Below are 24,590 nucleotides of genomic sequence, written 5' to 3'. Positions count from 1 at the left end.
GTTGCTGCTGCAGGTGCGGTCGTTCGCCTGCCGGCGGACGCTGGCTGAGCAGGTGTTCGAGCCATTGATTGAGTTCACTGGCCAGGTTTCGGGTCGTATTGCTGAACCACATCGGCCGATCCTCCTCGGGGTCGTTGAGGGCTGCCCTCCTGATTGGCAGCCGCTGCCCGGTTCCCTAGCAATTCTCTTTCCAAAAGCCGCGGCAGCGCGCACGGTGCTCGCGGCATGCCGACCTCAGGCCTTGACCCGGCTCTTGTCCGGGTCATAGGCCACGGTGCCGGCAGCGACAGTGGCGCCGATGCGTTTCTGCTGGCCATCCAGCTTGCCGACCTCCAGCCGCGTGCCGGGCGTGCAGTAGTCCACTGCCAGGCGGCACAGGGCGATGTTCTTGCCCAGTACCGGCGAGCGTGTGGCGCTGGTGATGACGCCGACCTGAGCGCGGCCGACATGCACGCAATCGCCGTGGGCGGCCGGCTCGTTACCGTCCAGCTCCAGGCCTACCAACTGCTGCAGGGGGTGCGCCTTGCGCCGCAGCAGGGCGTCGCGACCGATGAAGTCGTCCTGCTTGCTCTTGAGCGGCACACAGAAGCCGATGCCGGCCTCGAACGGATCGGTCTGGTCGCTGAACTCGTAGCCGGCGAAGATCAGCCCGGCCTCGATGCGCAGCATGTCCAGCGCGTGCAGGCCGAGCGGTGCCAGGCCCAGCGGCTGGCCGAGCTGCCAGAGGCGTTGCCAGAGCACCATCGCATCGCTGGGGTGGCACCAGATTTCATAGCCCAGCTCGCCGGTGTAGCCGGTGCGCGAGACCATCAACGGCACACCGCCGTAGTCGTCGAGGCGACCGATGAGAAAGCGGAACCAGCCCAGCTCCTCCAGCTTCGGTTGAGTGCCGGGCGTCCAGATCATCTGCCGCAGCAGCTCGCGGGCGAGCGGGCCCTGCACGGCGATATTGTGGATCTGCTCGGAGGCGGACTTGATCCACACCTTCATGCCCAGCTTCTCGGCCTGCTGGCGCAGCCAGTCGCCGCCGAAGTCCTCGCCGCCGATCCAGCGAAAGGCGTCCGGCCCCAGGCGCAGCAGCGTGCCGTCATCGAGCATGCCGCCGTGCTCATAGCACATGGCGCTGTACACCACCTGGCCAACGCTGAGCTTGCGCACGTCGCGGGTCAGGCAGAGGTTGAGCAGGGCTTCGGCGTCGGGGCCGAGCACCTCGAACTTGCGCAGGGCGGACAGATCCATCACCGCCACCCGTTCGCGGCAGGCGTGGTATTCGGCCAGCGTGCCGTAACCGTCGAACTGGGTGGGCGTCCACCAGCCGCGATAGTCGACGAACTGGCGGGTGAGGGCGCTGGTGCCCGGATGGAAGCCGCTTTCGCGGGTCAGCACTGGGTCGGCGTCGGGCGTCTTGCGGTTGGCCATGGCGATACTGAAGCGCTCCTTGTCGGCATACAGGCGGATATGGATGTCGGTTGGCTGCCAGCCGTTGGCCGGGTCGATGTCGTCCGGGCAGGAGCTGCTGGCGCACACCAGCTCGCGCTGGGCACGCAGCAGCACGTAGTCGCCGGGGCGCGACCAGGGTTCATCCAGGGTCAGCTGCTGGTGCGCATCGATTCCGGTATTGAAGAAAAAGTTGATCGCTGGCCAGCCGCGCCGCGCCTGCACGCCGTGGGCGGCGAGCGCGCGGCTGAGGTTGTCGCTGCAGTTGGCGTGGCCGAAGTAACCCTGCGCCTCGTAGTAGCGTGCGCTGCAGGCCAGGGCGAAAGTGTCGTGGCGGCCGACGGTGTCGCGCACCACCTCCAGCATCGGCCGCAGGTCGCGATCGAAGAAGCGGCTGAACAGGCCCGGGCCGGGATAGGCGTTGCCGTTCAGGGTGCGGGTGACGGTGGGGTCCAGGTCGATCTCGCGGCCGGCGTCGAGGCCATGGCGGTCGAAGGCGACGAAGTCCGAGCACTGCCGGCCGGCGACGTCGATCACCTGGATGTACTGACCCGGCGCGACGATGTAGTCACGCGCCGTGCCAGGGGCGATGGTGAATTCGTCGACCACTTCGCCGAGCGGCGCCGGCAGGCTGGGAATCAGCAGGCTCGAGGGGGTGGCGCGGTGGATGAGCAGGCGCAGCTCGCTGGCGCGTTGCTGGCTGTCCACGGTGACCGCGCCGCCGGGCGCCGCGACTATCACCAGCAGCGCCGCGCTGGCGCTCAGGCTGCGGCTGAAGCCGGCGGGCGTAGCGGGCTGCCAGAGACATGCGGCCGTGGGCAGGTGGCGGGAATCGATATGGCGTTTGCCCAGGCCGCTGACGACGTGCTGCGATTCACGACTGCCATCGTTGAGCAGGCGCGCAATGAAATCGGCGCCAGGGCTGGAACGCAGGCCGAGAGCAGCGAGCGCCTCGCGGCCCGTTTCGTCGAAAGCCAGCAGCTCGGCGTGCTGGTCACCTTCGAGGTCGATCACCTCGATCCGGTCGCCCGGCTCCAGAGCGATCACCGTCAGCCCGCCCGGGGCGACGCGATGGCGCTCCAGGCCGGGAGCGCGAGCGAACAGCGCCGGCTCGTGCGGCCGGGAAATCACGGGCATCTGCATGCAGGGCACCTTGGTTCTTGTGATTGCTGCCGGTGCGCATGGCGCACCCTGGGGGCGTGCGCAGGCTGGCAGGGGGCGTGCGCAGGCTGGCAGGGGGCTCAGCCCACGGCCTTGATGGCCGTCTGTGGCGCATCGGAAAGGTAGGCTTCGAGCGAATCGTCCAGTGCTTCCAACCAGGGGGTGTGATGCGGCGTGGCCAGGGTGCCGGTCATCAGCGAGCGGTGGCACTTGTTGCGGTAGCCCATGATGTCGTCGTACTTGTCGTGCTTCCACTCGAGGAAGGTCTGGTTCACTGCGGCGATGTCGAAGCTGGGGTAGTCGGTGGCGTCGATCAGGGTCTGGATGTACTGGCCCTGGTACTCGAACATTTCCTGGGCGTTCTTCAGGGTCAGCTCCTGCTCGCGCCAGGCCAGGTCCTCGGCGTGCATGGCGGCGTGGTCGGGCAGGGCGATACGTCCGAGGATCACGTCGCGGGCGTACCAGGCCTGCGCGTCGAACATGTTGAAGCTGTACCACTGGTCCTGCATGCCGAGGTAGACCAGCTTGGGGTTGTCCTCCCAGAACACGCCCTTGTACAGGTTCAGCGGCCACAGGCGGTTGTCGGTCTTCAGCCGCAGGTTCTCGGCCAGGAAAGGGAAGTGGTGCTTGTAGCCGGTGCACAGGACGATGGCGTCGACGTGCTTGCTGGTGCCGTCGGCGAAGAACGCGGTGCTGCCTTGGACGTGGCTCAGCAACGGTTTCTCTTCCCAGTTTTCCGGCCACTTGTAGCCCATCGGTGCGCTGCGGTAGCAACTGGTGATCGAGCGTGCGCCGTACTTGTAGCACTGCGAGCCGATGTCCTCGGCCGAGTAGCTGGCGCCGACGATGAGCACGTCCTTGCCCTTGAATTCCAGTGCATCGCGAAAATCATGGGCATGCAGCACGCGTCCGGCGAAGCTCTCGAAACCCTCGAAGTAAGGCACGTTGGGGGTGGAGAAGTGGCCGCTGGCGACCACCACGTAGTCGAAGTGTTCGCTGCTGGTGAGGTCCTGGTCGTAGCTGTGCACGGTGACCTCGAACTGGCCGCTGGCCTCGTCGAAGGCGACCCCGCGCACGGCGGTGTTGAAGCGGATGTACTGGCGCACGCCGGCCTTTTCGACGCGACCCTTGATGTAGTCCCACAGCACTTCGCGCGGCGGGTAGGAGCCCATCGGCCGGCCGAAGTGCTCGTCGAAGGTGTAATCGGCGAACTCCAGGCATTCCTTCGGCCCGTTCGACCACAGGTAGCGGTACATGCTGCCGTGCACCGGCTCGCCGTGCTCGTCCAGACCGGTGCGCCAGGTGTAGTTCCACATGCCGCCCCAGTCGCTCTGTTTCTCGAAGCAGACCAGTTCGGGAATCTGCGCGCCCTTGGCGGCGGCGGACTGGAAGGCGCGAAGCTGAGCCAGGCCGCAGGGGCCGGCGCCGATGATGGCGATGCGAGTGGTCATGGAGAGTCTCCCGTGTCGATCATTTCTAATGACTTTAAGGAAATAAAAGTTCCTGTTGAGAAATACGATACGGGCTTGGCGCCTCCCTGCAATTCGCTCTGAAGAGATACCTCGTTGGAGATAGTTGGCCGCCTGTCGTTGCCCCGCTGCGGGGCAGGAAGGCCTCTCGCTGGTGCAATTGAGTGAGTGTTTTTGTTTCTCTTCGGGAAATAATCTTTCTTTATGGTGTTTTTTACCGAACGCCCTGGGGCATGGAAATTGCTGGTTCCATTGACCATCACCTGCCTTGGTGGAGAGCGCATGCTCCAGTTGCTATTGCGGACCTTCCTGGCCGAGCGTCGGCCACGAGGCGTGCCGGCAGCGCCGGCCTATCGTCAGGCGCTCGCCGCCTTGCCCCTGCGCCTGTTGCAGCAGGGCGGAGCTGATGCACCGCTACTGGAGCTGCTGCCGCAACTGCAGCGCGCGCTCGATGCTGCCGCGCTCAACCTGTGGTTGCCGCAGCAGGGGTTGCCGGGCTGGCGCTACCTGGGAACACCGGCCGCTCTGGAGGCAGGCGACTGCCCCGGGCACGGTGATGAACTGCCGCTGCCAGGTGCTGTGAAGCTTTGTGCCGGGTGCCTGTCTCAGGGCCGCTATCGTGCTCTGGCCGGCCTTTATCAGGAGCAGGGGCGTAGCGCTGTGCTGCAGGTGGATTTCGCCCGCCGTCCGCAGTTGTGGCAGCGTGATCGCCTGCGCGAGATGGCTCGCCCGTTGGCAGAGGCCCTGCAGGCCTTCGCCGAGGAGCGGCGCCTGCGTCGGCGCGAACTGAGCGCCGAGCGTGGCGTACTGGCGCGTGAGCTGCACGACTCGGTGGCGCAGCAGCTCAGTTACCTGCAGATTCGGGCCAGCCGCTTGCAGGCTGTGCTGGAGCAGCGAGAGCACGCGGCGGCCGATGTCATGCTCGATGATTTGCGTGAGGGCTTGCGGGTCATGCATCGGCAGGTGCGCGAGCTGATCAGCAGTGCGCGACTGACCATGGACGGCCACTCCCTGCGCCAGGCACTGGAAGCCTCGGTGGAGGCGTTCTCGCGCAGCAATGGCTGCGTCTTCAGCCTGGATAATCGCCTGCCCGCCCATTCGCTGCCGAGCGAGGTGGAGTTGCAGGTGCTGCAGATCGTGCGTGAGGCGCTGGCCAATGTCGTGCGCCACTCACATGCCAGGCAGGTGTCGATACGTCTGTGGCCGCAGGGCAGCGGTGTGGTGGTGGAGGTGCATGACGACGGTGTCGGGTTGCCACCGATGCCGCCAGAAGAAGGGCATTTCGGCCTGAACATCATGCGTGAACGAGCGGCTTCCATCGGCGCACAGCTGGCCATCGAGTCGTCGCCTGGCAAGGGCACCTGCGTACGCCTGCAGTGGGGACGAACATGAACGCGCCTTTCAGCCTGCTGTTGATCGATGACCACCCGCTGTTACGACGAGGGCTGGCGGAGCTGTTCGAAGCATCCGGGGCATTTCGGGTGGTTGGCAGCGTATCCAGCGGTACCTCGGGTATCGAGCTGGCACGGCGTCTGCTGCCGGACATGATCCTGCTCGACCTGCACATGCCCGGTCTGGATGGGCTGGATACGTTGCATGCGCTCAAGCTGGATCTGCCGGACAGTCGGGTCATGGTGCTGACCGCTTCGGCTGCCCGTGACGACCTGCTCGCCGCGCTGCGCACCGGCGCCGATGGTTATCTGCTCAAGGACAGCGAGCCGGAGGAGCTGTTGGAAGCGGTCACGGCCTGCGCCAGCGGGCAGGCGCGGCTCGATCCGGCGCTCTCGGCGCTGTTGGCCGGCGGCATGCGTGAGCGCGCAGTTTGCCGCGAGGCGCCGCGCGTCGAGCTGACCGAGCGCGAGCGGCAGACCCTGGTGCTGATCACCGAGGGCTTCAGCAACAAGTTGATTGCCCGTCAATTGGGCATCAGCGAGGGCACGGTGAAGATCTACGTAAAGCATCTGCTGAGCAAGCTCAGCCTGCGCTCGCGCCTGGAGCTGGCAGCCTGGGCGCATCGTATGAACCTGAGCGATGGCATGGGAGAGTCGTGATGGAGTGGCTGAAGCAATGCCTGGGGCCGTTGCGTGGCCGTCTTGCCAGGGCCATCGGTACGCCGGATTTCGATGAGCTGCCGGTGGCGCTAATTCAGCTGGATGAGTCCGGGGCAATGGTGCGCGGCAATCGTGGCTGGGAAGTGCTCAGCGGACATCGCGTGCGCGATTGCCTGGGCCTCGATCACCGCGAGTTTCTGCATATCGAGGATCGGGGGCTATGGCAGCAGGCCATGCACGACCTGAGTGTGGGGATGCCGCCGTGGATCGGCAGTTTGCGCTACCTCGGCCGTGGTGGTGAGCTGTACTGGGTCGAGGCCCGGCTGGTGCGGCGCACGGGTGGCTACGTGGCCAGCCTGGCCGACATCAGTGCCCAGGTGCCGCGTAATCAGCAGCTGCAGGCAGGTTATCGCAGCCTCAGCAACCTGCTCGATGGCCTGCCGCTGATGGTGTACCGCTGCCGCAACAATCGGCAGTGGACCATGGAGTACCTCAGCGCCGGCTGCCTGGAGCTGACTGGCTACGCACCACACGCGCTGGTCGACAGCCAGAGCCTGACCTTCAACAGCCTGATCCATCCCGAGGATCGCGGACGCATCTGGCGTCTCGTCCAGGAGGGCGTGCGCAGTGCGCGGCCGTTCAGCTTCGACTATCGCCTGTTGTGCGCCGACGGCAGCGAGAAGGCGGTCAGCGAGCGTGGCCGGGGGATCTACTCGGATCTCGGCGATCTGCTCGGGCTCGAGGGGGTGGTCATGCCGCGCGATGGCGAATCGGCGTATCTGCAGGAGGTGGTCGCGGGCTTTTACTGAGAGCAAGAACGTTCAAGACCTGCCTGGGGCGTTTGGCTAAGCTCGCCGTCCCAAGGAGGTTCCATGTCCCGTCAACACGAATTCACCCACGGCGTCCGCGATATGCTGCCCATGCTGCTCGGCGCGATTCCCTTCGGCATCATCTTCGGCAGCCTGGCAGGCGCTGCCGGGCTCGATCCCTGGCAGACCCAGGGCATGTCCCTGCTGGTTTTCGCCGGCTCGGCGCAGTTCATCGCCATCAGCCTGCTGAGCGGTGGTGTCGGCATCGCCGTGGTGCTGCTGACCACCCTGGTGGTCAATCTGCGCCACGCCCTGTACAGCGCCAGCATGCAGCCCCACGTGCGTCATCTGCCCAAGCGCTGGCGCATGCCGCTGGCCTTCTGGCTCACCGACGAGGCCTATGCGGTGGTGGTGCAGCGCTATGCGCGGGGCGATCAGGGGGTCTATCGCCATTGGTACTTTCTTGGCGCGGCGCTGGCCATGTACTGCAACTGGCAGTTGTGCACGCTGATTGGCGTGCTGTTCGGCCAGGCGGTGCCAAATATCGCTGATTGGGGGCTGGACTTCGCGATGTTGGCGACCTTCATCGGCATCGTCGTGCCGATGCTGCGCAACCAGCCGCAAGTGGCTGCCGCTCTGGTCGCTGGCGCCGTGGCGCTGCTGTGTCATGCCTTGCCCTACAAGCTTGGGCTGATGGCGGCTGCGGCCAGTGGCATCGTCGTCGGCGTGTGGTTGGAACGACGCAATCCGGCGCTGCAGGAGGAGTTGGTCTGATGGATATCTGGTTGCTGATTCTGGGCATGCTGGTGATCACCTTCATCACCCGCTACAGCCTCTTCGCCTTCCCTGATCTGCGTTTCCCGCCGTTGATCAGGCAAGGGCTGCATTACGTACCGACTGCCGTGCTCACGGCCATCGTGATACCCGGCATGCTGATGCCGGATGGACAGAACTGGATGCTGAGCTGGAACAATGCCTATCTGCTGGCGGGTGTGGCGGCCATCGCCATTGCCGCCTGTACCCGGCATCTGCTGGCGACCATTGGTGGTGGTTTGCTGGTGTTCTTTCTGCTGCGCTGGGCGGTCGGGCAACTGCCCATCTGAAGATGGGCGGCACCCGCATCGTGCATTGAGGCCCTCTACACCAGCGCGCTGACCTTCAGCTCGCGCTGGCTCAGGCGCAGGTAGTGTTCGTCGGCCTTGAGCAGCAGCGCCTGGTCGTCGACGCTCAGCTCTGCCTGCGCGCGTCCTTCGGCCTGGCTGCGGTAGAGGCTTTCACCGGGGCGGCGCCGCAGGCATTGATAGCGCTGCTGGCGTGACTCCACCTTGAGACTGAGCATGTCGATATAGGCGACCTGCATTTCCTCGCTCTGCCCGGTCTCCAGTGCGCTGCGTTGCAGGGCTGGCGTGTGGGTGAAAGGCGAGGCCGAGAGCATGACGTGTTGGCATTGCTGCAGGTCGGGGCGCGGTTCGCCATTGAGCAGCCAGTTGCCACGCAGATCGCGCTGCAGGCACAGGTTGCGCTGACCGTGGTTGTCGACCTTCAGCCAGAGGCGGCGGAAGCGCCAGCGTGGGTCGCAATCAATCAGGTAATTGGCAACGATGCTGTCGCCCTTGATGACTTGCATGAGGTGGCTGGTAGCGTGGATGCCATTGGCATCCTGGCTCAGGCGCAGGGTTTCCACGCCGGGGGTGTACCAGGGTTTCCATACCAGGGTTTGCTGCATCGGTCGACTCCATGCCGAGCGCGAAACAGGAGGGAAGGCGGCTACTGCGCGCAGAACACGTTCCCTCGTGTTCCATGTTGTTTGTGCGCGCAGCATAAAACGATAGCAATGTGATGTCTGCCAGCTTTTGCTGACAGTTGCGCAGTTTTTTGCGCTACAGCTTCAAACTCTCGGCTTGAGCGGTTGCTGCTCGAACTTCACGGCGTCCAGACCATGGTTGATCAGCGCACGGATGTTGCCGTGATCGCTGCCTTGCGGCGTGGCTACTACGCTGCGGTAGTGCTCACCGAAGGCGCGCAGCGCTTCGTCCTGGCTGAACCCTTCCAGCAGGGCCAGGCCCAGCGTCTTGCAGGAGCCTTCGTTCTGTCCGGCCGCGTTCTCCACGTCACCGTTGCGGAAGGCGCTGGGCTGATAGTCATAGTGCTCGGCGACGAAGGCCAGGGTTTCACTGAAGGCGTAGTCGTCCTGCTGCAGACGGCTGCGCAGCGCGTTGAGAGCGGTCATTCATGCTTTCCTTTGGCAAATGCGGCTTTCTGCTCGGCAGAGGCCTCTTTCTGATACTTGGCCTTCCAGTCGGCATAGGGCATGCCGTACACGGTCTCGCGGGCCTGGTCGGCGCTGACGTCGACACCGAGGTCGTCGGCGGCGGCCTTGTACCACTTGGACAGACAGTTGCGGCAGAAGCCGGCCAGGTTCATCAGGTCGATGTTCTGCACGTCAGGACGGCTGCGCAGGTGCTGCACCAGTGCGCGAAAGGCTGCAGCTTCCAGCTCGAGGCGTTCTTGCTCGGTCATGGTGGGCTCTCCGGGGATTGGGTGGCGCGATGATAAGAGCCTCGCCGGGGAGCGACAAGCCGCCAGGAGAGGCTGTCAGCGATGGCCGGCGAGGGTGATCGATACCGACTCGGCGAAACGCAGGGCATGGGGTTTGTCCACTTCCACTTCAGCGTAACGCACGGCCTGGTGGGTCATGACCAGGTCGAGGATTTCCTGGGTCAGGCGTTCGAGCAGGGCGAAACGATTACCCTCGACATGGGCGATGATCGCCTTGGTGATGGTGCGGTAGTTGAGCGCATGCTCGATGTCGTTGACCTGCACGGCATCGACGGCCGGGTACAGGATGGTCAGGTTGATCAACACGTCCTGCTTGTTGTTGATCTCTTCTTCCTTGATGCCGATGTAGGTGCGCAGGCGCAGGTCCTTGACGCGGATGCGCGCCATTCCGGGTTCCAGTCGCGGCATTAGTTGTTCCGTCCGATCAATTGCAGAAATTCGTGGCGAGTGTTGCAGGACTCGCGTAAGGCGCCAAGCATCACCGAGCTGCTCATGACCGAGTTCTGCTTCTCCACGCCACGCATCATCATGCACATGTGCTTGGCTTCGATCACCACCGCGACGCCGGCGGCGTTGGTCACGCTGGCAATGGCATCGGCGATCTGCTTGGTGAGGTTCTCCTGGATCTGCAGGCGCCGCGCGTACATATCGACGATACGCGCCACCTTGGACAGCCCGAGCACCTTGCCGGTAGGAATGTAGGCGACATGCGCCTTGCCGATGAAGGGCAGCAGATGGTGTTCGCACAGCGAGTACAGCTCGATGTCCTTGACGATCACCATCTCGTCGTTGTCGGACTCGAATAGCGCACCATTGACGATTTCGTCCAGCGATTGCTGGTAGCCATGACACAGATACTGCATGGCCTTGGCGGCCCGCTTGGGCGTGTCGAGCAGGCCTTCGCGCTCCGGGTTTTCACCGAGGCCTAGAAGAATTTCGCGATATTGCTGGGAAAGTGGTTGGCTCATGGCAGGGTCCTGAGCGGTCGCCTCACTTGAGGTGGCGGCCGCCGTTGAGGGTAATGGTGGTTCCGGTTACGTAGGGGGTGTCCAGCAGATAGCGCAACGTCTGGTAGAAGGCCTCTGGGCCGGGTTCTATGCCCAGCGCCGATTTGGCCAGGGTTCTGGTGCGGTAGGCGTCGTCATCGTCGGCGTTGAACATCAGTAAGGCCGGCGCGATGGTGTTGACCTTGATGCGTGGCGCCAGGCGCGCGGCGAACGACAGCGTCAGGCTTTCCAGGCCGGCCTTGCTGGCGCAGTAGGCCGGGCGCTTGGCACTTCCCTTGCGCACCACGTCATCGCTTACGTGAACGATATCGGCCTGGGCCGACTGCAGCAGCAGATCGCTGCAGTGCAGGTTGATCAGATAGGGCGCCAGCATGTGCACGCTGAACAGTTGGCGAAAGGCATCGGCCTCTTCGCCGGGTGTTTCGGCCAGCCACTGCGAGGCGTTGTGCACGATTGCGCGCAGGCCGCTGCACTGCGCCTTGATCTGCTCGATGAAGGTCAGAATTCCCGTCTCATCGCTGAAGTCGGCCTGCACGGCGATGGCGCCGCGCTCACGCAGCCGCGCGATGCTGTCGCGTTCCTGGCGGTAGCTGATGATCACCGGCTGGCCCGCGTCGAGCAGGCGCTCGGCGCAGTGGAGGCCGACCCGCTGGCCGGCGCCGGTGATCAGAATGGGGAAGCTGGCAGCGCTCATGTGCAACTCGTGTGAGACATGGGAGGGCAGGGCGCTTGCGCCCCTGCAATACCTGGCCGTGGCAGGCGATGTTGGTCAATCGTCGGACAAAGCTATACCAGAGCTGCAGGTTGTACAACCATGCGGGCCATGTGGTTTTGCCGTCAGGATCAGCGGATAGGCCTATTTGTCTGAGTTTCAAGGCTTTTTGTAGGGATGTTTGAGCGGTGTTTATTTGTACGTTACCTGTACGTTATGTGTGTTTTGTATAGGTGTTGGTGGCTGCGCAACGAAATCGGCCAGCGCTGGGCTGGCCGATTCGGTGGGGGCGGGGGCGATCAGGATTTGCCGATGCTTACGGCTCGCCTGTTCAAGCGCTGCGGCTGGTTGCCCAGCAGCCAAGGCTCCAGCAGGCGCGTGGATAGCGGGATGAACAGATAGGTCATCAGTGGCGTCAGGGCCAGCGTCGACAACAGTACGCGGGTCACCAGTGACAAGTCGGCGAGCCAAGGGCCCAGCAGCAGGTTGAACGCCAGTGATACCGGAAAGAACGCCAGCCAGATCGCCACGCTCTGCTTCCAGCGTGGCGCTTGGCGGTGGGCGCTGCCGAACCAGGCGTCGAGGCCGACTGCGCGCTTTTCCTGCGGTTGCGCAAAAAGCCCTGCACCACGCTGCAGCCAGGCCTGGCGTGAGGCGGAATGCTCCCAGGAGGCCATGGTCTGTTCTTCACTGAAACGGAAAACGATCTGGAATTCGTCGTCACCGGCTGGTGGTGCCAGTACGCCGGAGCCGAGATAGCCCGGGAAGTCGGTGGCCAGGTGTTCGCCTTCACGCAGCCAGGCGATGAAGTCGTGATAACGGCCATTGGCGACGCGGCGCGCCACCATCAGGGTTACAGGGGACATTGTGTATCTCCTCGGGTGTTGCCGTCAGCCGGGGTATGGCGTTGGGCGTGGTCGAACACGGGGTGCTGTGCTCGACGAACAATGCAGCAAGGATTATTCCCGTTTTGCGGAAATTAGCCAGCGCCAGCTGATGGTGGGCGTTGGGGCGGGCAGGTGTCGTTTCTTCGGCAATGTGCCGCACTGTCAGGGTGCGGTAATTGCGCCAGATGAGGGCGCAGGCGGCAGAACAGTCGATAGCCCCACTCCTAGCTGCTTACGCGCACAGAGCGAGCAGTCGCCGCTGAAATAAAGGCTCGATGACCAAGCCGGGTTGTGCATGGAGCTATCTTGTATAATTCTTGCACAATGTGAGCCCGGCCAAGCTGGGTTACAATTCCCGAACATTCGTTGCCATGATGCCCGAAGCCATGCCCGAACTCGCCTCCGTCACATCGCTTACATCCAGCGCGTTGAAGCAGGAAGAGCTGTTCCCCATCCGTGAGGTGTCCCGTCTTACCGGCGTCAACCCGGTCACCCTGCGTGCCTGGGAGCGGCGTTATGGCCTGATTCAACCGACACGGACCGACAGCGGCCATCGCCTCTATTCGCAAGCCGATATCGATGCGGTACGCAGCATCCTCGCCTGGATCGAGCGCGGCGTCGCGGTCAGCAAGGTCGGCTCGATCCTGGCCAAGAGTGCCAGCAGTCGCAGCACCGCTGCGCCCGCCTACAACGAAGTCAGCGGTGACGACTGGAGTCAGTGGCAGGACCAGCTGCGCAGTGCGCTGCAGAACTTCGACGAGCCTCGCCTGGAACGCCTCTACGGGCAGATTTTTTCCTGCTATCCGCTGCCGGTGGTGTTTCAGGACATCTTCATGCCGGTCTGGCAGGAGCTGTTGCTGCGTCAGGACGAAGTGGGCCAACGCGGCGAGTGGCTGATGCTCGACGGCTTCCTGCGTGGGCGCTGCCTGCAGCGCCTGCAACTGGGGCGTGATGATTCGCGCGAGCGTATTCTGCTGGTGGCTTTACCCAGTCACTGCCGGGAGCTGGAGCTGCTGGTTGCCGCGTTGTTGCTGGGCAATCAGGACATCGAAGTGACGGTGATGGGCCCCGGAGTACCCTTGACCGACCTGGCGCTGGTCTGCGAACGCATGCAGCCGCAGGCGCTGGTGGTCTTCAGCAATCAGCCGCCAGGCGAGGAATTTCCGCGGCAGCTGGCACGCCTGGCGCTGGGGCTGCAATGCCCGGTGTTGCTGGCCGGTGACAGTGCCGATCTGGCGGAGGAAAGTCTGGCCGGTTCGGCCATTGCCTGTCTGGGTAATGAAGGGCGTCTGATGCAGCGTCGTCTGCAGCAGTTTCTGGCCGGTCACCTCGACACCTGAAGCGGCGCTTCAGCCAACCGCCGCCGTTTGCAGGTGCAGTTCACTGTGCTGCTCGAACAGGTACTGGCGCAGGGTCTGTTCATCTTCAGCATGCAGCGTCTGCAGGGTGTAGGCGTAGTGCGTCTGGCCGACGCGCCTGACCAGCTGGGCGCGCAGTTGTACGCGCTGCCCCTGCGGTAGAAGCAGCTGCAGCAATTGATCCTTGGCCGGCGTGCCGCTCTTGCTGTACTTCACCCGCATCCCGTTGTTCGACAACTCCAGCGCCTTGAGGCCGCTGGGGCGATCACTGCTGTCGAGCAGGGTCAGCGCCATGGGCAGCACGAGGCGCCAGGGGCGTTCGCTCACACCTTGTTCGAAGATCAAGGGTGCGCCCAGCTCCAGACGCGACTGGCTGTGCCCATCCTGAATCAGGTGCAGGGGAAAACTCAGGTGCTGCTGGTCGGTGTGGGTGTCCAGGCTCAACTGTTCTTCGCCACCGAGGCGGGCCAGAAGCTCATTGAGTTGTTCGCCCAGCGTCAACTGCGGCGCAACATTGGTGCGTCGCTTTTGCGCAGGTTTGGAGACGATCTTCTGGATGAAATCCAGTTCGTCCTGAGTCAGCAGCGGGTCGCTTTGCATGGAATGAGACTGCATGGGAACAAACTCATCTGACTGCGCTGCCGGAGGATAGTTTTGGCCGTTCGTCAGCTTCTCAGCCGCTTCAATTCGGCCTTGAGCTCGGCCACTTCCGCCTCCAGTTCGCGCACGCGCTGTTTGGCTTCGACCTGCTCGGTGACGTCTTTCTGGATGCCGATGTAGTAGGTCAGCTGATCGCTCTCGTTGAGCACGGGCGTGATCGACAGCTCGTTCCAGAAGGCGCTGCCATCCTGGCGATAGTTGCGAATGATCTGACGGCACGGCTTGCCGGCCTTGACCGCTTCGCGAATGGCCTGCAGGCCGAGCTGGGCGCGGTCGCTGCCCTGCAGGAAGCGGCAGTCCTGATAGAGGATGTCATCGCAGGTATAGCCGGTCAGGCGTTCGAATGCCGCGTTGGCGTAGATCAGGATATTGTCTTCGCCCTCCTGCTCGGCCACCACGATGCCATCGTTGGAGGCGTCGACTACCAGTTGCAGCAGTTTGGCATTGATCATGGGTCCGGTTCCGCGATGGAGGTGCGTTGCATTCTAAAACATCGGGTCGGGCTGTCCACTTGCGGCATAATGCGCGGCGTTTTTCCTGTTTCTGGAGTTGTCATGAAAGTCGCCATTCTCTCGGGCTCGGTCTACGGCACGGCCGAGGAAGTCGCTCGTCATGCCGAGCGACTGCTCAAGGCCGCCGGGCTGGATGCCTGGTACAAGTCGAACATGAGCCTCGAGGAGCTGCTGGCCTTTGCGCCGGATGCGTTCCTCACCGTGACGTCCACCACCGGCATGGGCGAACTGCCGGACAACCTGCTGCCGCTGTACTGCGAAATTCGCGACCGCCTGCCGGCCTGGAGCGGCAAGCCGGCTGCAGTACTGGCGCTGGGCGACTCCAGCTATGACACCTTCTGCGGCGGCGGCGAGCTGATACGCGAGCTGTATGCCGAGCTGGGCCTGCGCGAAGTGGCGCAGATGCTGCGCCTGGACTCCAGCGAGACGGTGACCCCGGAAGCGGATGCCGAACCCTGGCTGCACGAGCTCGCTGCCGCGCTGAAGGCTTGACGCGCAGCCTCGCGACACCTCGGGCTGGTCGCCTGCCCGAGGTTGGCTCCTGCCGATAAAGACGGCGAATACCTGCCTATCGCCCCGCGGCGCATCGGCGCCGTGACCCGTAAAGCCATCAACATGGCTGCCAGGGCAACTATCGCCGGCGACGCGCCTGGCTAGACTGCGGACACCACCGATCAACAAGAATATCGAGGTGACCGCCGTGAATGCTCCGCTGAAGCTCCCTGCCGTGAAGAATCAGGTGTCCGAGGTCGAATGGCGCGCGCGCATCGACCTCGCCGCCTGCTACCGGCTTATCGCCCTCTATGGCTGGGACGACCTGATCTTCACGCATATCTCCGCCAAGGTGCCGGGCACCGAGGACTTTCTCATCAACCCCTACGGGCTGATGTTCCACGAAATCACCGCGTCGAGCCTGGTTAAGGTCGACCTGGCGGGCAACAAGCTGATGGACAGCCCGTTCGATATCAATCCGGCCGGTTACACCATTCACAGTGCCGTGCACGAGGTGCGCGAGGACGTCGGGTGCGTGCTGCACATCCATACGCCAGCCGGCATCGCCGTGTCGGCGCAGCAGCAGGGCTTACTGCCGTTGTCGCAGCAATCGCTGTTCGTTCTCTCCAGCCTGGCTTACCACGGCTATGAAGGGGTGGCGCTGCATCATGACGAGAAGGCGCGGCTGCAGGCGGACCTGGGCGACAAGAACTTCATGATCCTGCCCAATCACGGACTGCTGACCGCGTTCGGCAGCATTGCCGATGCCTTCCTCGGCATGTTCATCCTGCAGCGTGCCTGCGAGATCCAGGTCATGGCGCAAAGCGGCGGTGCCGCGCTGATCCACATTCCGCAGCAGATTCTCGACGGTGCGCGGGCGATGGTCGCGGGTGTGATGAAGACGTCACAGGGCATGGGCGGAGCGCTGCCGTGGCCGGCACTGTTGCGCAAGCTGGACCAGCAGATGCCGGGTTATGACCAGTGACGGGCTTGCCAGGGATCGAGCTGGATGACTGGAGGGCAAGGGCGCTGACGCTGGATTTCGCCGGTCGACAGATTCGCTACTGGCTGGGCGGTGAGGCCGACGCCGAGCCGCTGCTGCTGATTCACGGTTTTCCCACCGCCAGTTGGGACTGGCACCGCCTGTGGGCGCCGCTGGCCGAGCGCTACCGGCTGATTGCCTGCGACATGCTCGGCTTCGGTTATTCGGCCAAGCCGCGCGGGCATGCCTACAGCCTGCTGGAACAGGCCGATCTGCAGCAGGCGTTGCTGGCCCATGTCGGCGAACAACGCCCGCTGCACGTGCTGGCCCACGATTATGGCGACAGCGTCGCCCAGGAGCTGATCGCGCGGCATCAGCAGGGGCGGCTGCAGCTGGCGAGCTGCGTGTTCCTCAATGGCGGCCTGTTCCCCGAGACGCATCATCCGGTGCGGGTGCAAAAGCTGTTGCTCGGGCCACTGGGGCCGCTGATCGGGCGCCTGTTTTCGCGGCGCAAGCTGGCGCAGAGTTTTGCCCGCATCTTCGGCCCGCACACCCAGGCCAGTGACGCCGAGCTGGATGCCCTGTGGCAACTGGTGGCCTACAACGATGGCCCGGCGGTGATGCATCGCCTGATTCGCTACATGCCCGAGCGGCGTCAGCAGCGCCAGCGCTGGGTCTCGGCGATGCAGGCCACGACGCTGCCGATGCGGGTGATCGATGGTGCCTTCGATCCGATCTCCGGCGCGCACATGGTGGCGCGTTACCGTGAGCTGATCAGCGGCGCCGACACGGTGCTGCTCGACGGTATCGGCCACTATCCACAGCTGGAGGCGCCAGCCGCCGTGCTCGATCATTACCTGCAGTTTCGCGATGCGAGGAGCGTGCATGCGTAGACGTACCCTGCTCAAAGGCGCTGCACTTGGCGGCGTCGCCGCGCTCGGTGTCGGCTACTGGGCCTTGCCAGCGGGGCCGCGACCGGCAGTCGTCAGCCTGCAGGGCGCGCGCCAGGTCCTGGCGGATCTGCATGGCAAGACGCTGCAGAGCATTCGTGGCTGGAGCCCGAGCGAGGTGTTCAATCACTGCGCGCAGAGCATCGACTACTGCATCGACGGTTACCCCGAGCTGAAGCCGGCCTGGTTTCGCCACAGCCTGGGCCCTGCGGCGTTCGCCGTATTCAGTGCGCGCGGGGCGATGCGTCATCCGCTGGATGAAGCGATCCCCGGCGCCGCTGCTCTGAGTGAGCCGGCCAGTCAGGCGCAGGCGTTGCAGCGCTTGCAGGTGGCGTTCGAACGTTTCGCCGCTCACGAGGGCGAGCTACAGCCGCACTTCGCCTACGGTGCGCTCGATCATGCCGAATACGCCGAGGCGCACGTGCTGCACCTGTACAACCACCTGAGCCTGATCCGCATGGTCTGAGCAGGGGCGGGCGCTCGAATAATTTTTGTCGAACCTCGGTCTTCGTGAGCGACTCAGTAACTGTGTCACTCACAGGAAAGTCGAGGTTAGCGATGAACAAGACGTTATCTGCACTGCTGCTGAGCGGGATTCTGGGCGCGATGGCGCTGCCGGCTCTTGCCGATACCGAGTCCAGTGGCGGCACCTCCACGGGCACCACCATGCCGACGACGCCGGACGACACCAAGCCGATGCCTCCGGCCGATGACGAGGATGGCATCCCGCCGGTTCAAGGGCCGAACACCGAGGGCAACCCGGGCGGTCAGGGTGCCGGGTCGGGCGATGGTACTGGCGGCAACGGTTCGGGCTCAGGCTCCTCGGGTTCCGGTTCCGGTTCCGGCACTGGTAACTGAGCCGCATAAGGTCGCATTATCGGCCGTCATTCAGCAGCCCCGCGCGCCTTGTGAAGCACGCGGGGCTGCCTGACACTCGGCGCATTCACAACCTGCCCGAGGAAGCTGCCGATGAGCGATGCCATCCGTTTCGAAGATCAAGTAGTCATAGTCACCGGCGCCGGCGGTGGCCTGGGTCGTGCCCATGCGCTGCTGTTCGCCCGTCACGGCGCCAAGGTGGTGGTCAACGATCTCGGCGGCAGCACCCACGGTGAAGGGGCCAACGCCTCGGCTGCCGACAAGGTGGTCGAAGAGATTCGCGCCTTCGGCGGGAGCGCGGTGGCCAACCATGACTCGGTGACCGATGGCGACAAGATCGTGCAGACCGCGCTGGATCATTTCGGCCGCATCGACGTGCTGGTCAACAACGCCGGCATCCTGCGCGACAAGAGTTTCCCCAAGATGGAGGACGCCGACTGGGATCTGGTCTACAAGGTCCACGTCGAAGGCGCCTACAAGACCACCCACGCGGCCTGGCCGCATTTGCGCGAGCAGAACTTCGGCCGGGTAATCTTCACCTCGTCCACCTCCGGTATCTACGGCAACTTCGGCCAGAGCAACTACGGCATGGCCAAGCTCGGCCTATACGGCCTGACGCGTACCCTGGCCATCGAAGGCCGCAAGAACAATATCCTGGTCAACGCCATCGCCCCCACCGGTGCCACGCGCATGACCGAAGGCCTGATCCCGCCGCAGGTGTTCGAGCAACTGGGGCCTGAGCTGGTCAGCCCGCTGGTGGTGTACCTGGGCAGTGCGGCCTGTCAGGACAGCGGCGGTCTGTTCGAGGTCGGCGGCGGCTGGATCGGCAAGGTGCGCTGGGAGCGCAGCCTAGGCGCCGGTTTCGATCCCAAGGCGGGCTTCAGCCCGGAAGACGTGGCGGCGCAGTGGCAACGCATCTGCGATTTCGAGGGCGCTGCGCACCCGGCGGACAACGTCGAGGCGCTCAAGGAGATGATGGCGAACCTGCAGAAGTACGCACTCTGAGTCGCATGGAAACACCATCAGGCCGGCCGCGATGCCGGCCTTTTTCGTTCGCCTGATCGACTCTCGGGCGGGTAGCGCTGGGCCGCACTTTCGTCGGGTGCCGCCGCTGCACAGCGCGGCTAAGCTCGCTGCATCATCATCAGAAGGAATGACCGATGCGCCGTCTGCTGTGGTTGCTGCCCATCGTCCTGCTGGCCGCCTGTTCCACCCCGGGTGCTTTCTTCGGTGCCACGCAAGGTGAGGCCTTCGCGCCTCACAGGCTCAGTGACGAGAACCATGCGCTGGTCTATCTCTATCGCCCGCGCAACGACTGGGCCGACCAGGAGCTGGAGGCGCCGGGGCTGTTTCTCGACAACCGCTTGATCGGCAGCCTGCCCAGCAACGGCTACCTGGTGCTGGAGTTCGATGCCGCCAACTACAAGCTGGAGATGCGCCGGCCGCTGGCAGGCAGCTTCTGGACGCTGCTGGCCGACGGGCCGTTCGACTTCACCCTGATCGCCAGCTTCACACTCGACGCTGCAGTCGGCGCCACCTACTACCTGCGTTACGACGAGGACGGCCCGCCCCCGAGCGGCGTTGTGCCCGGCGGCGCTGGCGAAGGCCCGCTGCAATTGGTGTCAGCCGAGTTGGCGCAGACCGAGTTGAGGGCCACCCGCCAGGTTCAGCCGCTGGCGCGTATCGAGGCCAGCGATCAGGAGCCGGAGCGGCCGCAGCGTGGTTTCTGGCGCTCGATCGGTGAGTCGCTGGACAAGGTCGGTATCTGATCTCCGGCAAGGCGGGGAGTAGTACCCGGCTGTTACCTGTCGGAAGTAACAGGGGCGAATAATGGCGTTCGTTCCACCTACCTTCAGGAGACGATCATGGCTGCCAAGAAGATTCTCATGCTGGTCGGCGATTACGCCGAGGACTACGAAACCATGGTGCCGTTCCAGGCGCTGCAGATGGTCGGCCACACCGTGCATGCGGTCTGCCCGGACAAGGTCACGGGGCAGACGGTGCGCACCGCCATCCACGATTTCGAGGGCGATCAGACCTACAGCGAAAAGCCGGGCCACAACTTCGCCCTCAACTATGACTTCGCCAAGGTGCGTGCCGAGGACTACGACGCGCTGCTGGTGCCCGGTGGCCGCGCGCCCGAATACCTGCGCCTGAACGCCGATGTGATCGCCCTGGTCAAGGCGTTCGCCGCGGCCGACAAACCCATCGCCGCCGTCTGCCATGGCCCGCAACTGCTGGCTGCCGCTGGCGTGCTCGAAGGCCGCGAGTGCAGCGCCTACCCAGCCTGCGCGCCGGAGGTGGGGCTGTCCGGCGGCACCTATGTGGACATTCCGGTGGATCAGGCCCACGTGCAGGGCAAGCTGGTCACCGCGCCGGCCTGGCCTGCGCATCCGGCCTGGCTGGCGGCGTTTCTCAAGGTGCTCGGCACGGAAATTCGCCTGTAACCCAGGTAGCCGGATGCCATTCGGGGGCGCACCATTGTCGGTACCCCCGGATCGCGTCCGGGCGACGACGCTCACGAGGAGATCAAGGCGATGTGCGAACTCTATGTAAAGGCCGATCCCATCCTCTACGAATCGCGCTCGCGCTCATTGCGCATCCGTGGCGTGGTGACCACCTTGCGTCTGGAAAATCAGTTCTGGGACATCCTGCGTGAAATTGCCGAGGTCGATGGCATGACCACCAACCAGCTGATCGCCAAGCTATATGAAGAGGTCATGGACTTTCGCGGCGAAGTGGTCAATTTCGCCTCGTTCCTGCGCGTCAGCTGCACCCGCTACCTGGCTCAGAAGGCCGGGCGTCAGGTACCGCTGAGGGTGGTGGGGGCCAACGCCTGAGTCACTGGTACATCCAGAAATTGGGATGTTCCTGCGCCTTGGCGGCCTCGGCTTGCTGCGCTGTGCGGGGCTGCTGGAAGAATCGTTTGATCAGGCTCATGCGCGGTGGCTCCTGTGAGGGTGGGTGAACAGGCGTGCATGATCGGGAAACCGCTTCGATTGATAAAACGGATTGTCTCTATTCTGGTGATTAGCGAAGACTATGCTTTCGCGCTGCTGCCACGTCGAGGCAGATGCACGCTGACGCGCAGGCCACCGAGCGGTGATTCGTCCAGGGCGATACTGCCCTGATGCAATTCGACCACGCGGCGCACGATAGACAACCCCAGGCCGGCGCCCTGGCCTTCGCCAGTGCGGAAGAAGCGCTCGAACAAGCGCTCGCGCAACTCCACCGGCACACCGGGGCCACTGTCGAGTACCTGCAGGACCAGATTCTGCGGCGTAGCCTGCAGCTGTACCTGAATGCAGCCGCCGGCCGGCGTGTACTGCACGGCATTGCTCACCAGGTTCTGCAACAGGATGCCCAGGCTGGGGCCATCCGCCGGCAACTGATAGTCACCAGGCTCCTGCGCTTCGAAAATCAGCTCCTGCCCGCGATTGAGGGCCAGTGGTGTCAGCTCGGCCAGTTCACTGCGCAGGAAGGCCAGCAGGTCGAGGTCACTCATGTTCAGGCGCACGCCGTTGGGATCCAGGCGCGCCAGGGTCAGCAGTTGGGCGACTACGCGGGTGGCACGGTCGACGCCGTTACCCAGCTGTTTCAGCGCCTCTTCGCGGTCACCCGGATCCGGTGCCTCCAGGGCGTTCTGCGCGTGGATGCGCAGCACCGCCAGGGGCGTGCGCAACTCGTGGGCGGCGTCGGCGATGAAGCGTTTTTCCTGCTCCAGCAGCTGGTTGACCTGCATCAGCAGGCGGTTCAGCGCCGCCGCCATCGGCTCCAGTTCGTTGGGCAGCGGCGGGAAGACCAGGGGCGCCAGGTTGTCCGGCGCGCGGCCGCGAATGGCATCGGCCATGCGTTTGAGCGGATACAGGCCCCAGCCCACGGTCAGCCACAGCAGGAGGCCGACGATGGGCAGGCTGATCAGCAGCGGCTGCAGGCTGCGCTGGGCGATCTTGCCGATTAGCTCGCCGCGCACGTCTTCGCGCTCGCCAGCCAGTACCCAGTGGTAGTCGCGGCTGTCGTGCAGGACGAACACCCGCCATTGGTGCTCGCCGATGGTCAGGGTGTGGTAGCCGATCAGGTAGCGGGCCAGCTGCGCCAGGCGTTCGCGCATCGGCTGTTGATCATTGGGCAGGGCCAGGCCGAGCTGCTCGATCATGTCGTTGAGCAGGCCGGGCGGGGCGCTGGCGGACTGGAACAGCAGCTCGCCATCGTCGTCGAGCATCTGGAAAGCCAGCTTGCCTTCATATTCGTGGCCGAGCAGGTTGTCCGGGTTGCGTGCGCTGTGCAGCAGCAGGGCCTCGTCGAGCACCGCCTGCATTTCGCGGCGCTCGGTCTCGCTGAGGTCGTGACGTACCAGGCCCATGAGCAGGCGAGCGGTCTGCGCCAGTTGCGCATCGAACAGTTCGCGTACCTCGTGCACCGAGTCGTTGTAGATCTTGTGGCTGATCAGCCCGAAGCTGGCCGCTATCAGCAGTAGCAGCAGGGCGAGCAGACGGGTGCGGATGGAGCCGAAGGTTTTCAGCAACCTCATTTGTCCACCAGATAACCGACGCCGCGTACCGTGCGGATGAGCTCCGGGAAGAACTTCTTGCGCAGGTGGTGCACGTGCACTTCCAGGGCGTTGCTTTCCACTTCCTCGTCCCAGCCATACAGCGCCTGTTGCAGCTTGTCGCGGGTCAGCACACGACCGGGCTGGATCAACAACTCGTGCAGCAGGAGAAATTCCTTGCGCGGCAGGTTGATGGTCTGGCCCTGGTATTCGACCACCTGGCTCGCCGGATCGAGGCGGATGCCGCGGTATTCCAGCGCCGGCTCGGGGCGCTGGAAGCTGCGCCGCAGCAGGGCGCGCAGGCGTGCCTTGAGCTCGGCGACGTCGAAGGGCTTGATCAGGTAGTCATCGGCGCCGGCATCGAGGCCGGCGATGCGGTCGCTGGTGGCGTCACGTGCCGTGAGCACCAGCACCGGCACCGGGTTGGCGTTGGCGCGCAGCTGCTTGAGCACCTGCAGGCCATCCATGCGCGGCAGGCCAAGGTCGAGAATGGCCAACTCGAAGCTCTCGTGGCTCAGCGCATGCAGCGCACTGGCGCCGTCCTGCAGCCAGTCCACGGTATAGCCTTCGGGTTTCAGTGCGGTGCGAATGCCTTCGCCCAATGCCTGGTCGTCTTCGACGAGAAGAATGCGCATGGCAACTCCTGTAAGGGTGCGTCCGAGTTACCTGAGTTTACTCTTGACCTGCTGCAAAAGCGCCTGGGCTTCTGCACGGCGGCCCTTGTCGGCCAGTTCACGGCCCGGGCGATCCTTGGCGGCCAAGGCTTTTTCCAGGGCGGCGCGAGCTTCCTCGTAGCGTTTCTGCCGTTGCAGGTAGTCAGCATAGAAGTAGTTCGGGTCGAGGCCGTCCGGGTTGATGGCCAGGGCCTGGGTGAGCATTTTCTCGGCCTGTTCGTCATCGCCGAAGCCGATCGGCCAGCCGGGCACCTGGTAGTACAGGCTGCCGAGGCTGGTGTAGGCCGAACCGGCCAGGGCCTGCGGATCGATGGCCAGCGCCTGTTCCAGGCTGGATTTGGCCTCCTTGACCAGGCCCAGAGCGCCGAGACCACCCTTGGCGCCGGCCTGGGTGCTGAGGATGATGCCGCGCCAGATCAGCAGTTCCGGTGCCTTGGGCTCGCTGGCCAGGGCCGCATCGGCCTGTGTGACGAGCTTGGCGAAGGCCTCTTCGCGCTGCTTTTGCGGAGTCTGGTAATTGATCTCGGCCCAGCGAGTCTGCAACTGCAGCAACTGGTCCTGGCCGCTTGCACTGAGGGCGAAGGCGGGCAGGGCGGTGAAGCCGAGGGCGGCGATGATCAGGGTACGCAATGCGTTCACGGGCAATCTCCTCAGTGCTTGTGGCGGGCGAAGCGTTGAATGATCGGCAACTGCTTGCGCAGGGCCTGGTCGACCACGCGCGGCAGCAGACCGTTGAGTCGTACGAACAGGCGCTCCGGCCAGCCCAGGTGACGTTCTTCCTGCTCGCGGCGGATGGTGTCGAGCAGCTCATCGGCCACCTGCTCGGGGTGGTCCATGGCCACACCCAGCTCATCGTTCATCGCCACCACGCTGGGCACGTTCATCGACGTATGGGTGGCACGCGGTGCGAAATAGAGGACGCGCACATGGGTGTCGGCCAGCTCGCGGCGCAGTGCCTCGGAGAAACCGCGCAGGGCGAACTTGCTGGCGCAGTAGGCGGCGAAACCCGGGTAGCCGATGGCGCCGAAGGTGGAGCCGACATTGATCACCAGGGCGCGCCGTTGTGCGCGCAGCAGTGGCAGCAGGCGCTGCGTCAACTGCAGCGTGGCGGTGACGTTGAGGTCGATCAGTTCGGCGATCTGCTGCTCGTCCTGTTGGTCGAGCAGGCCGAAGCGGTTGACCCCGGCCGCGTTGATCAGGCAGTTCAAGCCGCCGAAGTTCTGCGCGGCAGCGACCAGCGCATCACGTCCGTTGCGGGTGGCGATGTCGGCCTGTACCAGCTGCACGTTCTGGGGGAAGCTCTGCAGCAGCGCCTGCAGCGGTTCCAGGCGACGGCCTACCAGCAGCAGATGAGCGCCTTCGCTGGCCAGGCGATGCGCCAGGGCCAGGCCGATGCCGCCACTGGCACCGGTCAGCAGGGCACGGCAATCCGTCGGTTGCATGAC

At 64.3% G+C, this 24,590-nt stretch carries 30 protein-coding genes; 15 read left to right on the top strand and 15 right to left on the bottom strand.

What is annotated here, in order from left to right; all coding sequences use genetic code 11:
* Positions 1-234: 234 nt before the first annotated feature.
* Together ACN8M7_RS12290 and ACN8M7_RS12285 are read right to left on the bottom strand one after the other, a co-directional pair.
* Positions 235-2,580 carry a trimethylamine N-oxide demethylase gene (locus ACN8M7_RS12290; RefSeq protein WP_490260950.1) on the bottom strand — a complete coding sequence of 782 codons (2,346 nt, stop codon included), beginning with the start codon at positions 2,578-2,580 and terminating at the stop codon, positions 235-237.
* Positions 2,581-2,678: 98 nt separating this feature from the next.
* Positions 2,679-4,049: a trimethylamine monooxygenase gene (locus ACN8M7_RS12285; protein ID WP_490260949.1), complete on the bottom strand. Its 1,371-nt coding sequence runs from the start codon at positions 4,047-4,049 to the stop codon at positions 2,679-2,681.
* Between the two features lie 300 nt (positions 4,050-4,349).
* On the opposite strand from ACN8M7_RS12285, the gene ACN8M7_RS12280 reads away from it, so the two are divergent.
* From ACN8M7_RS12280 to ACN8M7_RS12260, 5 genes are all read left to right on the top strand, one after another.
* On the top strand, positions 4,350-5,459 hold the full coding sequence (locus ACN8M7_RS12280; RefSeq protein WP_490260948.1) for a sensor histidine kinase: 1,110 nt from the start codon (positions 4,350-4,352) through the stop codon (positions 5,457-5,459).
* Positions 5,456-6,118 (top strand): response regulator, encoded by a 663-nt coding sequence (locus ACN8M7_RS12275; RefSeq protein ID WP_061237693.1) that lies wholly within the window; start codon positions 5,456-5,458, stop codon positions 6,116-6,118. Before ACN8M7_RS12280 ends, ACN8M7_RS12275 begins: the two co-directional genes overlap by 4 nt.
* Positions 6,118-6,927 (top strand): PAS domain-containing protein, encoded by an 810-nt coding sequence (locus tag ACN8M7_RS12270; protein WP_490260947.1) that lies wholly within the window; start codon positions 6,118-6,120, stop codon positions 6,925-6,927. Before ACN8M7_RS12275 ends, ACN8M7_RS12270 begins: the two co-directional genes overlap by 1 nt.
* A 63-nt stretch (positions 6,928-6,990) precedes the next feature.
* Positions 6,991-7,701, top strand: a complete 711-nt coding sequence (locus ACN8M7_RS12265; RefSeq protein WP_490260946.1) for an AzlC family ABC transporter permease — start codon at positions 6,991-6,993, stop codon at positions 7,699-7,701.
* On the top strand, positions 7,701-8,030 hold the full coding sequence (locus ACN8M7_RS12260) for an AzlD domain-containing protein (RefSeq protein WP_490260945.1): 330 nt from the start codon (positions 7,701-7,703) through the stop codon (positions 8,028-8,030). The genes ACN8M7_RS12265 and ACN8M7_RS12260 overlap by 1 nt, the downstream gene beginning before the upstream one ends.
* Before the next feature lie 35 nt (positions 8,031-8,065).
* Here the strand turns inward: ACN8M7_RS12260 and ACN8M7_RS12255 are convergent, their stop codons facing one another.
* The 7 genes from ACN8M7_RS12255 to ACN8M7_RS12225 all read right to left on the bottom strand — a co-directional run bounded on the left by ACN8M7_RS12255 (position 8,066) and on the right by ACN8M7_RS12225 (position 12,071).
* Positions 8,066-8,653: a putative glycolipid-binding domain-containing protein gene (locus ACN8M7_RS12255; protein WP_490260944.1), complete on the bottom strand. Its 588-nt coding sequence runs from the start codon at positions 8,651-8,653 to the stop codon at positions 8,066-8,068.
* A gap of 162 nt (positions 8,654-8,815) precedes the next feature.
* Positions 8,816-9,157: a HopJ type III effector protein gene (locus ACN8M7_RS12250; RefSeq protein WP_490260943.1), complete on the bottom strand. Its 342-nt coding sequence runs from the start codon at positions 9,155-9,157 to the stop codon at positions 8,816-8,818.
* Positions 9,154-9,447 carry a DUF1244 domain-containing protein gene (locus ACN8M7_RS12245; protein ID WP_490260942.1) on the bottom strand — a complete coding sequence of 98 codons (294 nt, stop codon included), beginning with the start codon at positions 9,445-9,447 and terminating at the stop codon, positions 9,154-9,156. The genes ACN8M7_RS12250 and ACN8M7_RS12245 overlap by 4 nt, the downstream gene beginning before the upstream one ends.
* Before the next feature lie 75 nt (positions 9,448-9,522).
* Complete coding sequence (folX, locus tag ACN8M7_RS12240) at positions 9,523-9,894, bottom strand: dihydroneopterin triphosphate 2'-epimerase (RefSeq protein WP_037003250.1); 372 nt, start codon at positions 9,892-9,894, stop codon at positions 9,523-9,525.
* Positions 9,894-10,454 (bottom strand): GTP cyclohydrolase I FolE, encoded by a 561-nt coding sequence (gene folE, locus ACN8M7_RS12235; RefSeq protein WP_490260941.1) that lies wholly within the window; start codon positions 10,452-10,454, stop codon positions 9,894-9,896. Before folE ends, folX begins: the two co-directional genes overlap by 1 nt.
* 22 nt (positions 10,455-10,476) lie before the next feature.
* Positions 10,477-11,187: a dihydromonapterin reductase gene (gene folM / locus ACN8M7_RS12230; protein WP_490260940.1), complete on the bottom strand. Its 711-nt coding sequence runs from the start codon at positions 11,185-11,187 to the stop codon at positions 10,477-10,479.
* Between the two features lie 317 nt (positions 11,188-11,504).
* The gene (locus ACN8M7_RS12225) at positions 11,505-12,071 is read right to left on the bottom strand and encodes an antibiotic biosynthesis monooxygenase (RefSeq protein WP_490260939.1); all 567 of its coding nucleotides are present in this window, start codon (positions 12,069-12,071) and stop codon (positions 11,505-11,507) included.
* Positions 12,072-12,478: 407 nt separating this feature from the next.
* Here ACN8M7_RS12225 and ACN8M7_RS12220 point away from each other — a divergent pair, with 407 nt between their 5' ends.
* A complete protein-coding gene (locus tag ACN8M7_RS12220) occupies positions 12,479-13,432 on the top strand; it encodes a MerR family transcriptional regulator (RefSeq protein WP_490260938.1) in 954 nt (317 codons plus the stop codon).
* A gap of 9 nt (positions 13,433-13,441) precedes the next feature.
* On the opposite strand, the gene ACN8M7_RS12215 is transcribed toward ACN8M7_RS12220, so the two are convergent.
* Positions 13,442-14,065 (bottom strand): PilZ domain-containing protein, encoded by a 624-nt coding sequence (locus ACN8M7_RS12215; RefSeq protein WP_490260937.1) that lies wholly within the window; start codon positions 14,063-14,065, stop codon positions 13,442-13,444.
* A 50-nt stretch (positions 14,066-14,115) separates the two neighbouring features.
* Positions 14,116-14,562 (bottom strand): PAS domain-containing protein, encoded by a 447-nt coding sequence (locus tag ACN8M7_RS12210; RefSeq protein ID WP_490260936.1) that lies wholly within the window; start codon positions 14,560-14,562, stop codon positions 14,116-14,118.
* A gap of 102 nt (positions 14,563-14,664) precedes the next feature.
* Here ACN8M7_RS12210 and ACN8M7_RS12205 point away from each other — a divergent pair, with 102 nt between their 5' ends.
* The 9 genes from ACN8M7_RS12205 to ACN8M7_RS12165 all read left to right on the top strand — a co-directional run bounded on the left by ACN8M7_RS12205 (position 14,665) and on the right by ACN8M7_RS12165 (position 20,762).
* A complete protein-coding gene (locus tag ACN8M7_RS12205) occupies positions 14,665-15,114 on the top strand; it encodes a flavodoxin (RefSeq protein ID WP_490260935.1) in 450 nt (149 codons plus the stop codon).
* Between the two features lie 208 nt (positions 15,115-15,322).
* Positions 15,323-16,099, top strand: a complete 777-nt coding sequence (locus ACN8M7_RS12200) for a class II aldolase/adducin family protein (protein ID WP_490260934.1) — start codon at positions 15,323-15,325, stop codon at positions 16,097-16,099.
* On the top strand, positions 16,096-16,989 hold the full coding sequence (locus tag ACN8M7_RS12195; RefSeq protein ID WP_490260933.1) for an alpha/beta fold hydrolase: 894 nt from the start codon (positions 16,096-16,098) through the stop codon (positions 16,987-16,989). The genes ACN8M7_RS12200 and ACN8M7_RS12195 overlap by 4 nt, the downstream gene beginning before the upstream one ends.
* Positions 16,982-17,512 (top strand): DUF1569 domain-containing protein, encoded by a 531-nt coding sequence (locus tag ACN8M7_RS12190; RefSeq protein ID WP_490260932.1) that lies wholly within the window; start codon positions 16,982-16,984, stop codon positions 17,510-17,512. Before ACN8M7_RS12195 ends, ACN8M7_RS12190 begins: the two co-directional genes overlap by 8 nt.
* Before the next feature lie 92 nt (positions 17,513-17,604).
* Positions 17,605-17,904: a hypothetical protein gene (locus tag ACN8M7_RS12185; RefSeq protein ID WP_490260931.1), complete on the top strand. Its 300-nt coding sequence runs from the start codon at positions 17,605-17,607 to the stop codon at positions 17,902-17,904.
* Positions 17,905-18,015: 111 nt separating this feature from the next.
* Positions 18,016-18,927, top strand: a complete 912-nt coding sequence (locus ACN8M7_RS12180; RefSeq protein WP_490260930.1) for an SDR family oxidoreductase — start codon at positions 18,016-18,018, stop codon at positions 18,925-18,927.
* Positions 18,928-19,082: 155 nt separating this feature from the next.
* Positions 19,083-19,691, top strand: a complete 609-nt coding sequence (locus ACN8M7_RS12175) for a DUF2846 domain-containing protein (RefSeq protein ID WP_061237711.1) — start codon at positions 19,083-19,085, stop codon at positions 19,689-19,691.
* Between the two features lie 93 nt (positions 19,692-19,784).
* A complete protein-coding gene (locus tag ACN8M7_RS12170; RefSeq protein WP_197432133.1) occupies positions 19,785-20,369 on the top strand; it encodes a DJ-1/PfpI family protein in 585 nt (194 codons plus the stop codon).
* Positions 20,370-20,459: 90 nt separating this feature from the next.
* Positions 20,460-20,762 carry a ribbon-helix-helix domain-containing protein gene (locus tag ACN8M7_RS12165; RefSeq protein WP_061237713.1) on the top strand — a complete coding sequence of 101 codons (303 nt, stop codon included), beginning with the start codon at positions 20,460-20,462 and terminating at the stop codon, positions 20,760-20,762.
* Between the two features lie 200 nt (positions 20,763-20,962).
* Here the strand turns inward: ACN8M7_RS12165 and ACN8M7_RS12160 are convergent, their stop codons facing one another.
* From ACN8M7_RS12160 to ACN8M7_RS12145, 4 genes are read right to left on the bottom strand one after another with little or no spacing between them, the layout of a single operon-like run.
* Positions 20,963-22,453 (bottom strand): ATP-binding protein, encoded by a 1,491-nt coding sequence (locus tag ACN8M7_RS12160; protein WP_490260929.1) that lies wholly within the window; start codon positions 22,451-22,453, stop codon positions 20,963-20,965.
* Positions 22,450-23,106 (bottom strand): response regulator, encoded by a 657-nt coding sequence (locus ACN8M7_RS12155; RefSeq protein WP_061237715.1) that lies wholly within the window; start codon positions 23,104-23,106, stop codon positions 22,450-22,452. The genes ACN8M7_RS12160 and ACN8M7_RS12155 overlap by 4 nt, the downstream gene beginning before the upstream one ends.
* 27 nt (positions 23,107-23,133) lie before the next feature.
* Positions 23,134-23,775, bottom strand: coding sequence for a tetratricopeptide repeat protein (locus ACN8M7_RS12150; RefSeq protein ID WP_490261020.1), 642 nt, complete (start codon positions 23,773-23,775; stop codon positions 23,134-23,136).
* A 20-nt stretch (positions 23,776-23,795) separates the two neighbouring features.
* Positions 23,796-24,587: an SDR family oxidoreductase gene (locus ACN8M7_RS12145; RefSeq protein WP_061237717.1), complete on the bottom strand. Its 792-nt coding sequence runs from the start codon at positions 24,585-24,587 to the stop codon at positions 23,796-23,798.
* Between the last annotated feature and the right edge of the window lie 3 nt (positions 24,588-24,590).

It is taken from the genome of Pseudomonas spartinae, assembly GCF_965197125.1.
Classification (GTDB): Bacteria; Pseudomonadota; Gammaproteobacteria; order Pseudomonadales; family Pseudomonadaceae; genus Aquipseudomonas; species Aquipseudomonas composti_A.
The sequence above is the reverse complement of the archived record's forward strand: the minus strand, read 5'-3'. Positions and strand labels throughout refer to the sequence as shown.

What these genes read in the sequence shown, in the direction of transcription:
- ACN8M7_RS12290 (WP_490260950.1), bottom strand. Translation starts at nt 2,580, where the DNA reads ATGCAGATGCCCGTGATTTCCCGGCCGCACGAGCCGGCGCTGTTCGCT.
- ACN8M7_RS12285 (WP_490260949.1), bottom strand. Translation starts at nt 4,049, where the DNA reads ATGACCACTCGCATCGCCATCATCGGCGCCGGCCCCTGCGGCCTGGCT.
- ACN8M7_RS12280 (WP_490260948.1), top strand. Translation starts at nt 4,350, where the DNA reads ATGCTCCAGTTGCTATTGCGGACCTTCCTGGCCGAGCGTCGGCCACGA.
- ACN8M7_RS12275 (WP_061237693.1), top strand. Translation starts at nt 5,456, where the DNA reads ATGAACGCGCCTTTCAGCCTGCTGTTGATCGATGACCACCCGCTGTTA.
- ACN8M7_RS12270 (WP_490260947.1), top strand. Translation starts at nt 6,118, where the DNA reads ATGGAGTGGCTGAAGCAATGCCTGGGGCCGTTGCGTGGCCGTCTTGCC.
- ACN8M7_RS12265 (WP_490260946.1), top strand. Translation starts at nt 6,991, where the DNA reads ATGTCCCGTCAACACGAATTCACCCACGGCGTCCGCGATATGCTGCCC.
- ACN8M7_RS12260 (WP_490260945.1), top strand. Translation starts at nt 7,701, where the DNA reads ATGGATATCTGGTTGCTGATTCTGGGCATGCTGGTGATCACCTTCATC.
- ACN8M7_RS12255 (WP_490260944.1), bottom strand. Translation starts at nt 8,653, where the DNA reads ATGCAGCAAACCCTGGTATGGAAACCCTGGTACACCCCCGGCGTGGAA.
- ACN8M7_RS12250 (WP_490260943.1), bottom strand. Translation starts at nt 9,157, where the DNA reads ATGACCGCTCTCAACGCGCTGCGCAGCCGTCTGCAGCAGGACGACTAC.
- ACN8M7_RS12245 (WP_490260942.1), bottom strand. Translation starts at nt 9,447, where the DNA reads ATGACCGAGCAAGAACGCCTCGAGCTGGAAGCTGCAGCCTTTCGCGCA.
- folX (WP_037003250.1), bottom strand. Translation starts at nt 9,894, where the DNA reads ATGCCGCGACTGGAACCCGGAATGGCGCGCATCCGCGTCAAGGACCTG.
- folE (WP_490260941.1), bottom strand. Translation starts at nt 10,454, where the DNA reads ATGAGCCAACCACTTTCCCAGCAATATCGCGAAATTCTTCTAGGCCTC.
- folM (WP_490260940.1), bottom strand. Translation starts at nt 11,187, where the DNA reads ATGAGCGCTGCCAGCTTCCCCATTCTGATCACCGGCGCCGGCCAGCGG.
- ACN8M7_RS12225 (WP_490260939.1), bottom strand. Translation starts at nt 12,071, where the DNA reads ATGTCCCCTGTAACCCTGATGGTGGCGCGCCGCGTCGCCAATGGCCGT.
- ACN8M7_RS12220 (WP_490260938.1), top strand. Translation starts at nt 12,479, where the DNA reads ATGCCCGAACTCGCCTCCGTCACATCGCTTACATCCAGCGCGTTGAAG.
- ACN8M7_RS12215 (WP_490260937.1), bottom strand. Translation starts at nt 14,065, where the DNA reads ATGCAGTCTCATTCCATGCAAAGCGACCCGCTGCTGACTCAGGACGAA.
- ACN8M7_RS12210 (WP_490260936.1), bottom strand. Translation starts at nt 14,562, where the DNA reads ATGATCAATGCCAAACTGCTGCAACTGGTAGTCGACGCCTCCAACGAT.
- ACN8M7_RS12205 (WP_490260935.1), top strand. Translation starts at nt 14,665, where the DNA reads ATGAAAGTCGCCATTCTCTCGGGCTCGGTCTACGGCACGGCCGAGGAA.
- ACN8M7_RS12190 (WP_490260932.1), top strand. Translation starts at nt 16,982, where the DNA reads ATGCGTAGACGTACCCTGCTCAAAGGCGCTGCACTTGGCGGCGTCGCC.
- ACN8M7_RS12185 (WP_490260931.1), top strand. Translation starts at nt 17,605, where the DNA reads ATGAACAAGACGTTATCTGCACTGCTGCTGAGCGGGATTCTGGGCGCG.
- ACN8M7_RS12180 (WP_490260930.1), top strand. Translation starts at nt 18,016, where the DNA reads ATGAGCGATGCCATCCGTTTCGAAGATCAAGTAGTCATAGTCACCGGC.
- ACN8M7_RS12175 (WP_061237711.1), top strand. Translation starts at nt 19,083, where the DNA reads ATGCGCCGTCTGCTGTGGTTGCTGCCCATCGTCCTGCTGGCCGCCTGT.
- ACN8M7_RS12165 (WP_061237713.1), top strand. Translation starts at nt 20,460, where the DNA reads ATGTGCGAACTCTATGTAAAGGCCGATCCCATCCTCTACGAATCGCGC.
- ACN8M7_RS12160 (WP_490260929.1), bottom strand. Translation starts at nt 22,453, where the DNA reads ATGAGGTTGCTGAAAACCTTCGGCTCCATCCGCACCCGTCTGCTCGCC.
- ACN8M7_RS12155 (WP_061237715.1), bottom strand. Translation starts at nt 23,106, where the DNA reads ATGCGCATTCTTCTCGTCGAAGACGACCAGGCATTGGGCGAAGGCATT.
- ACN8M7_RS12145 (WP_061237717.1), bottom strand. Translation starts at nt 24,587, where the DNA reads ATGCAACCGACGGATTGCCGTGCCCTGCTGACCGGTGCCAGTGGCGGC.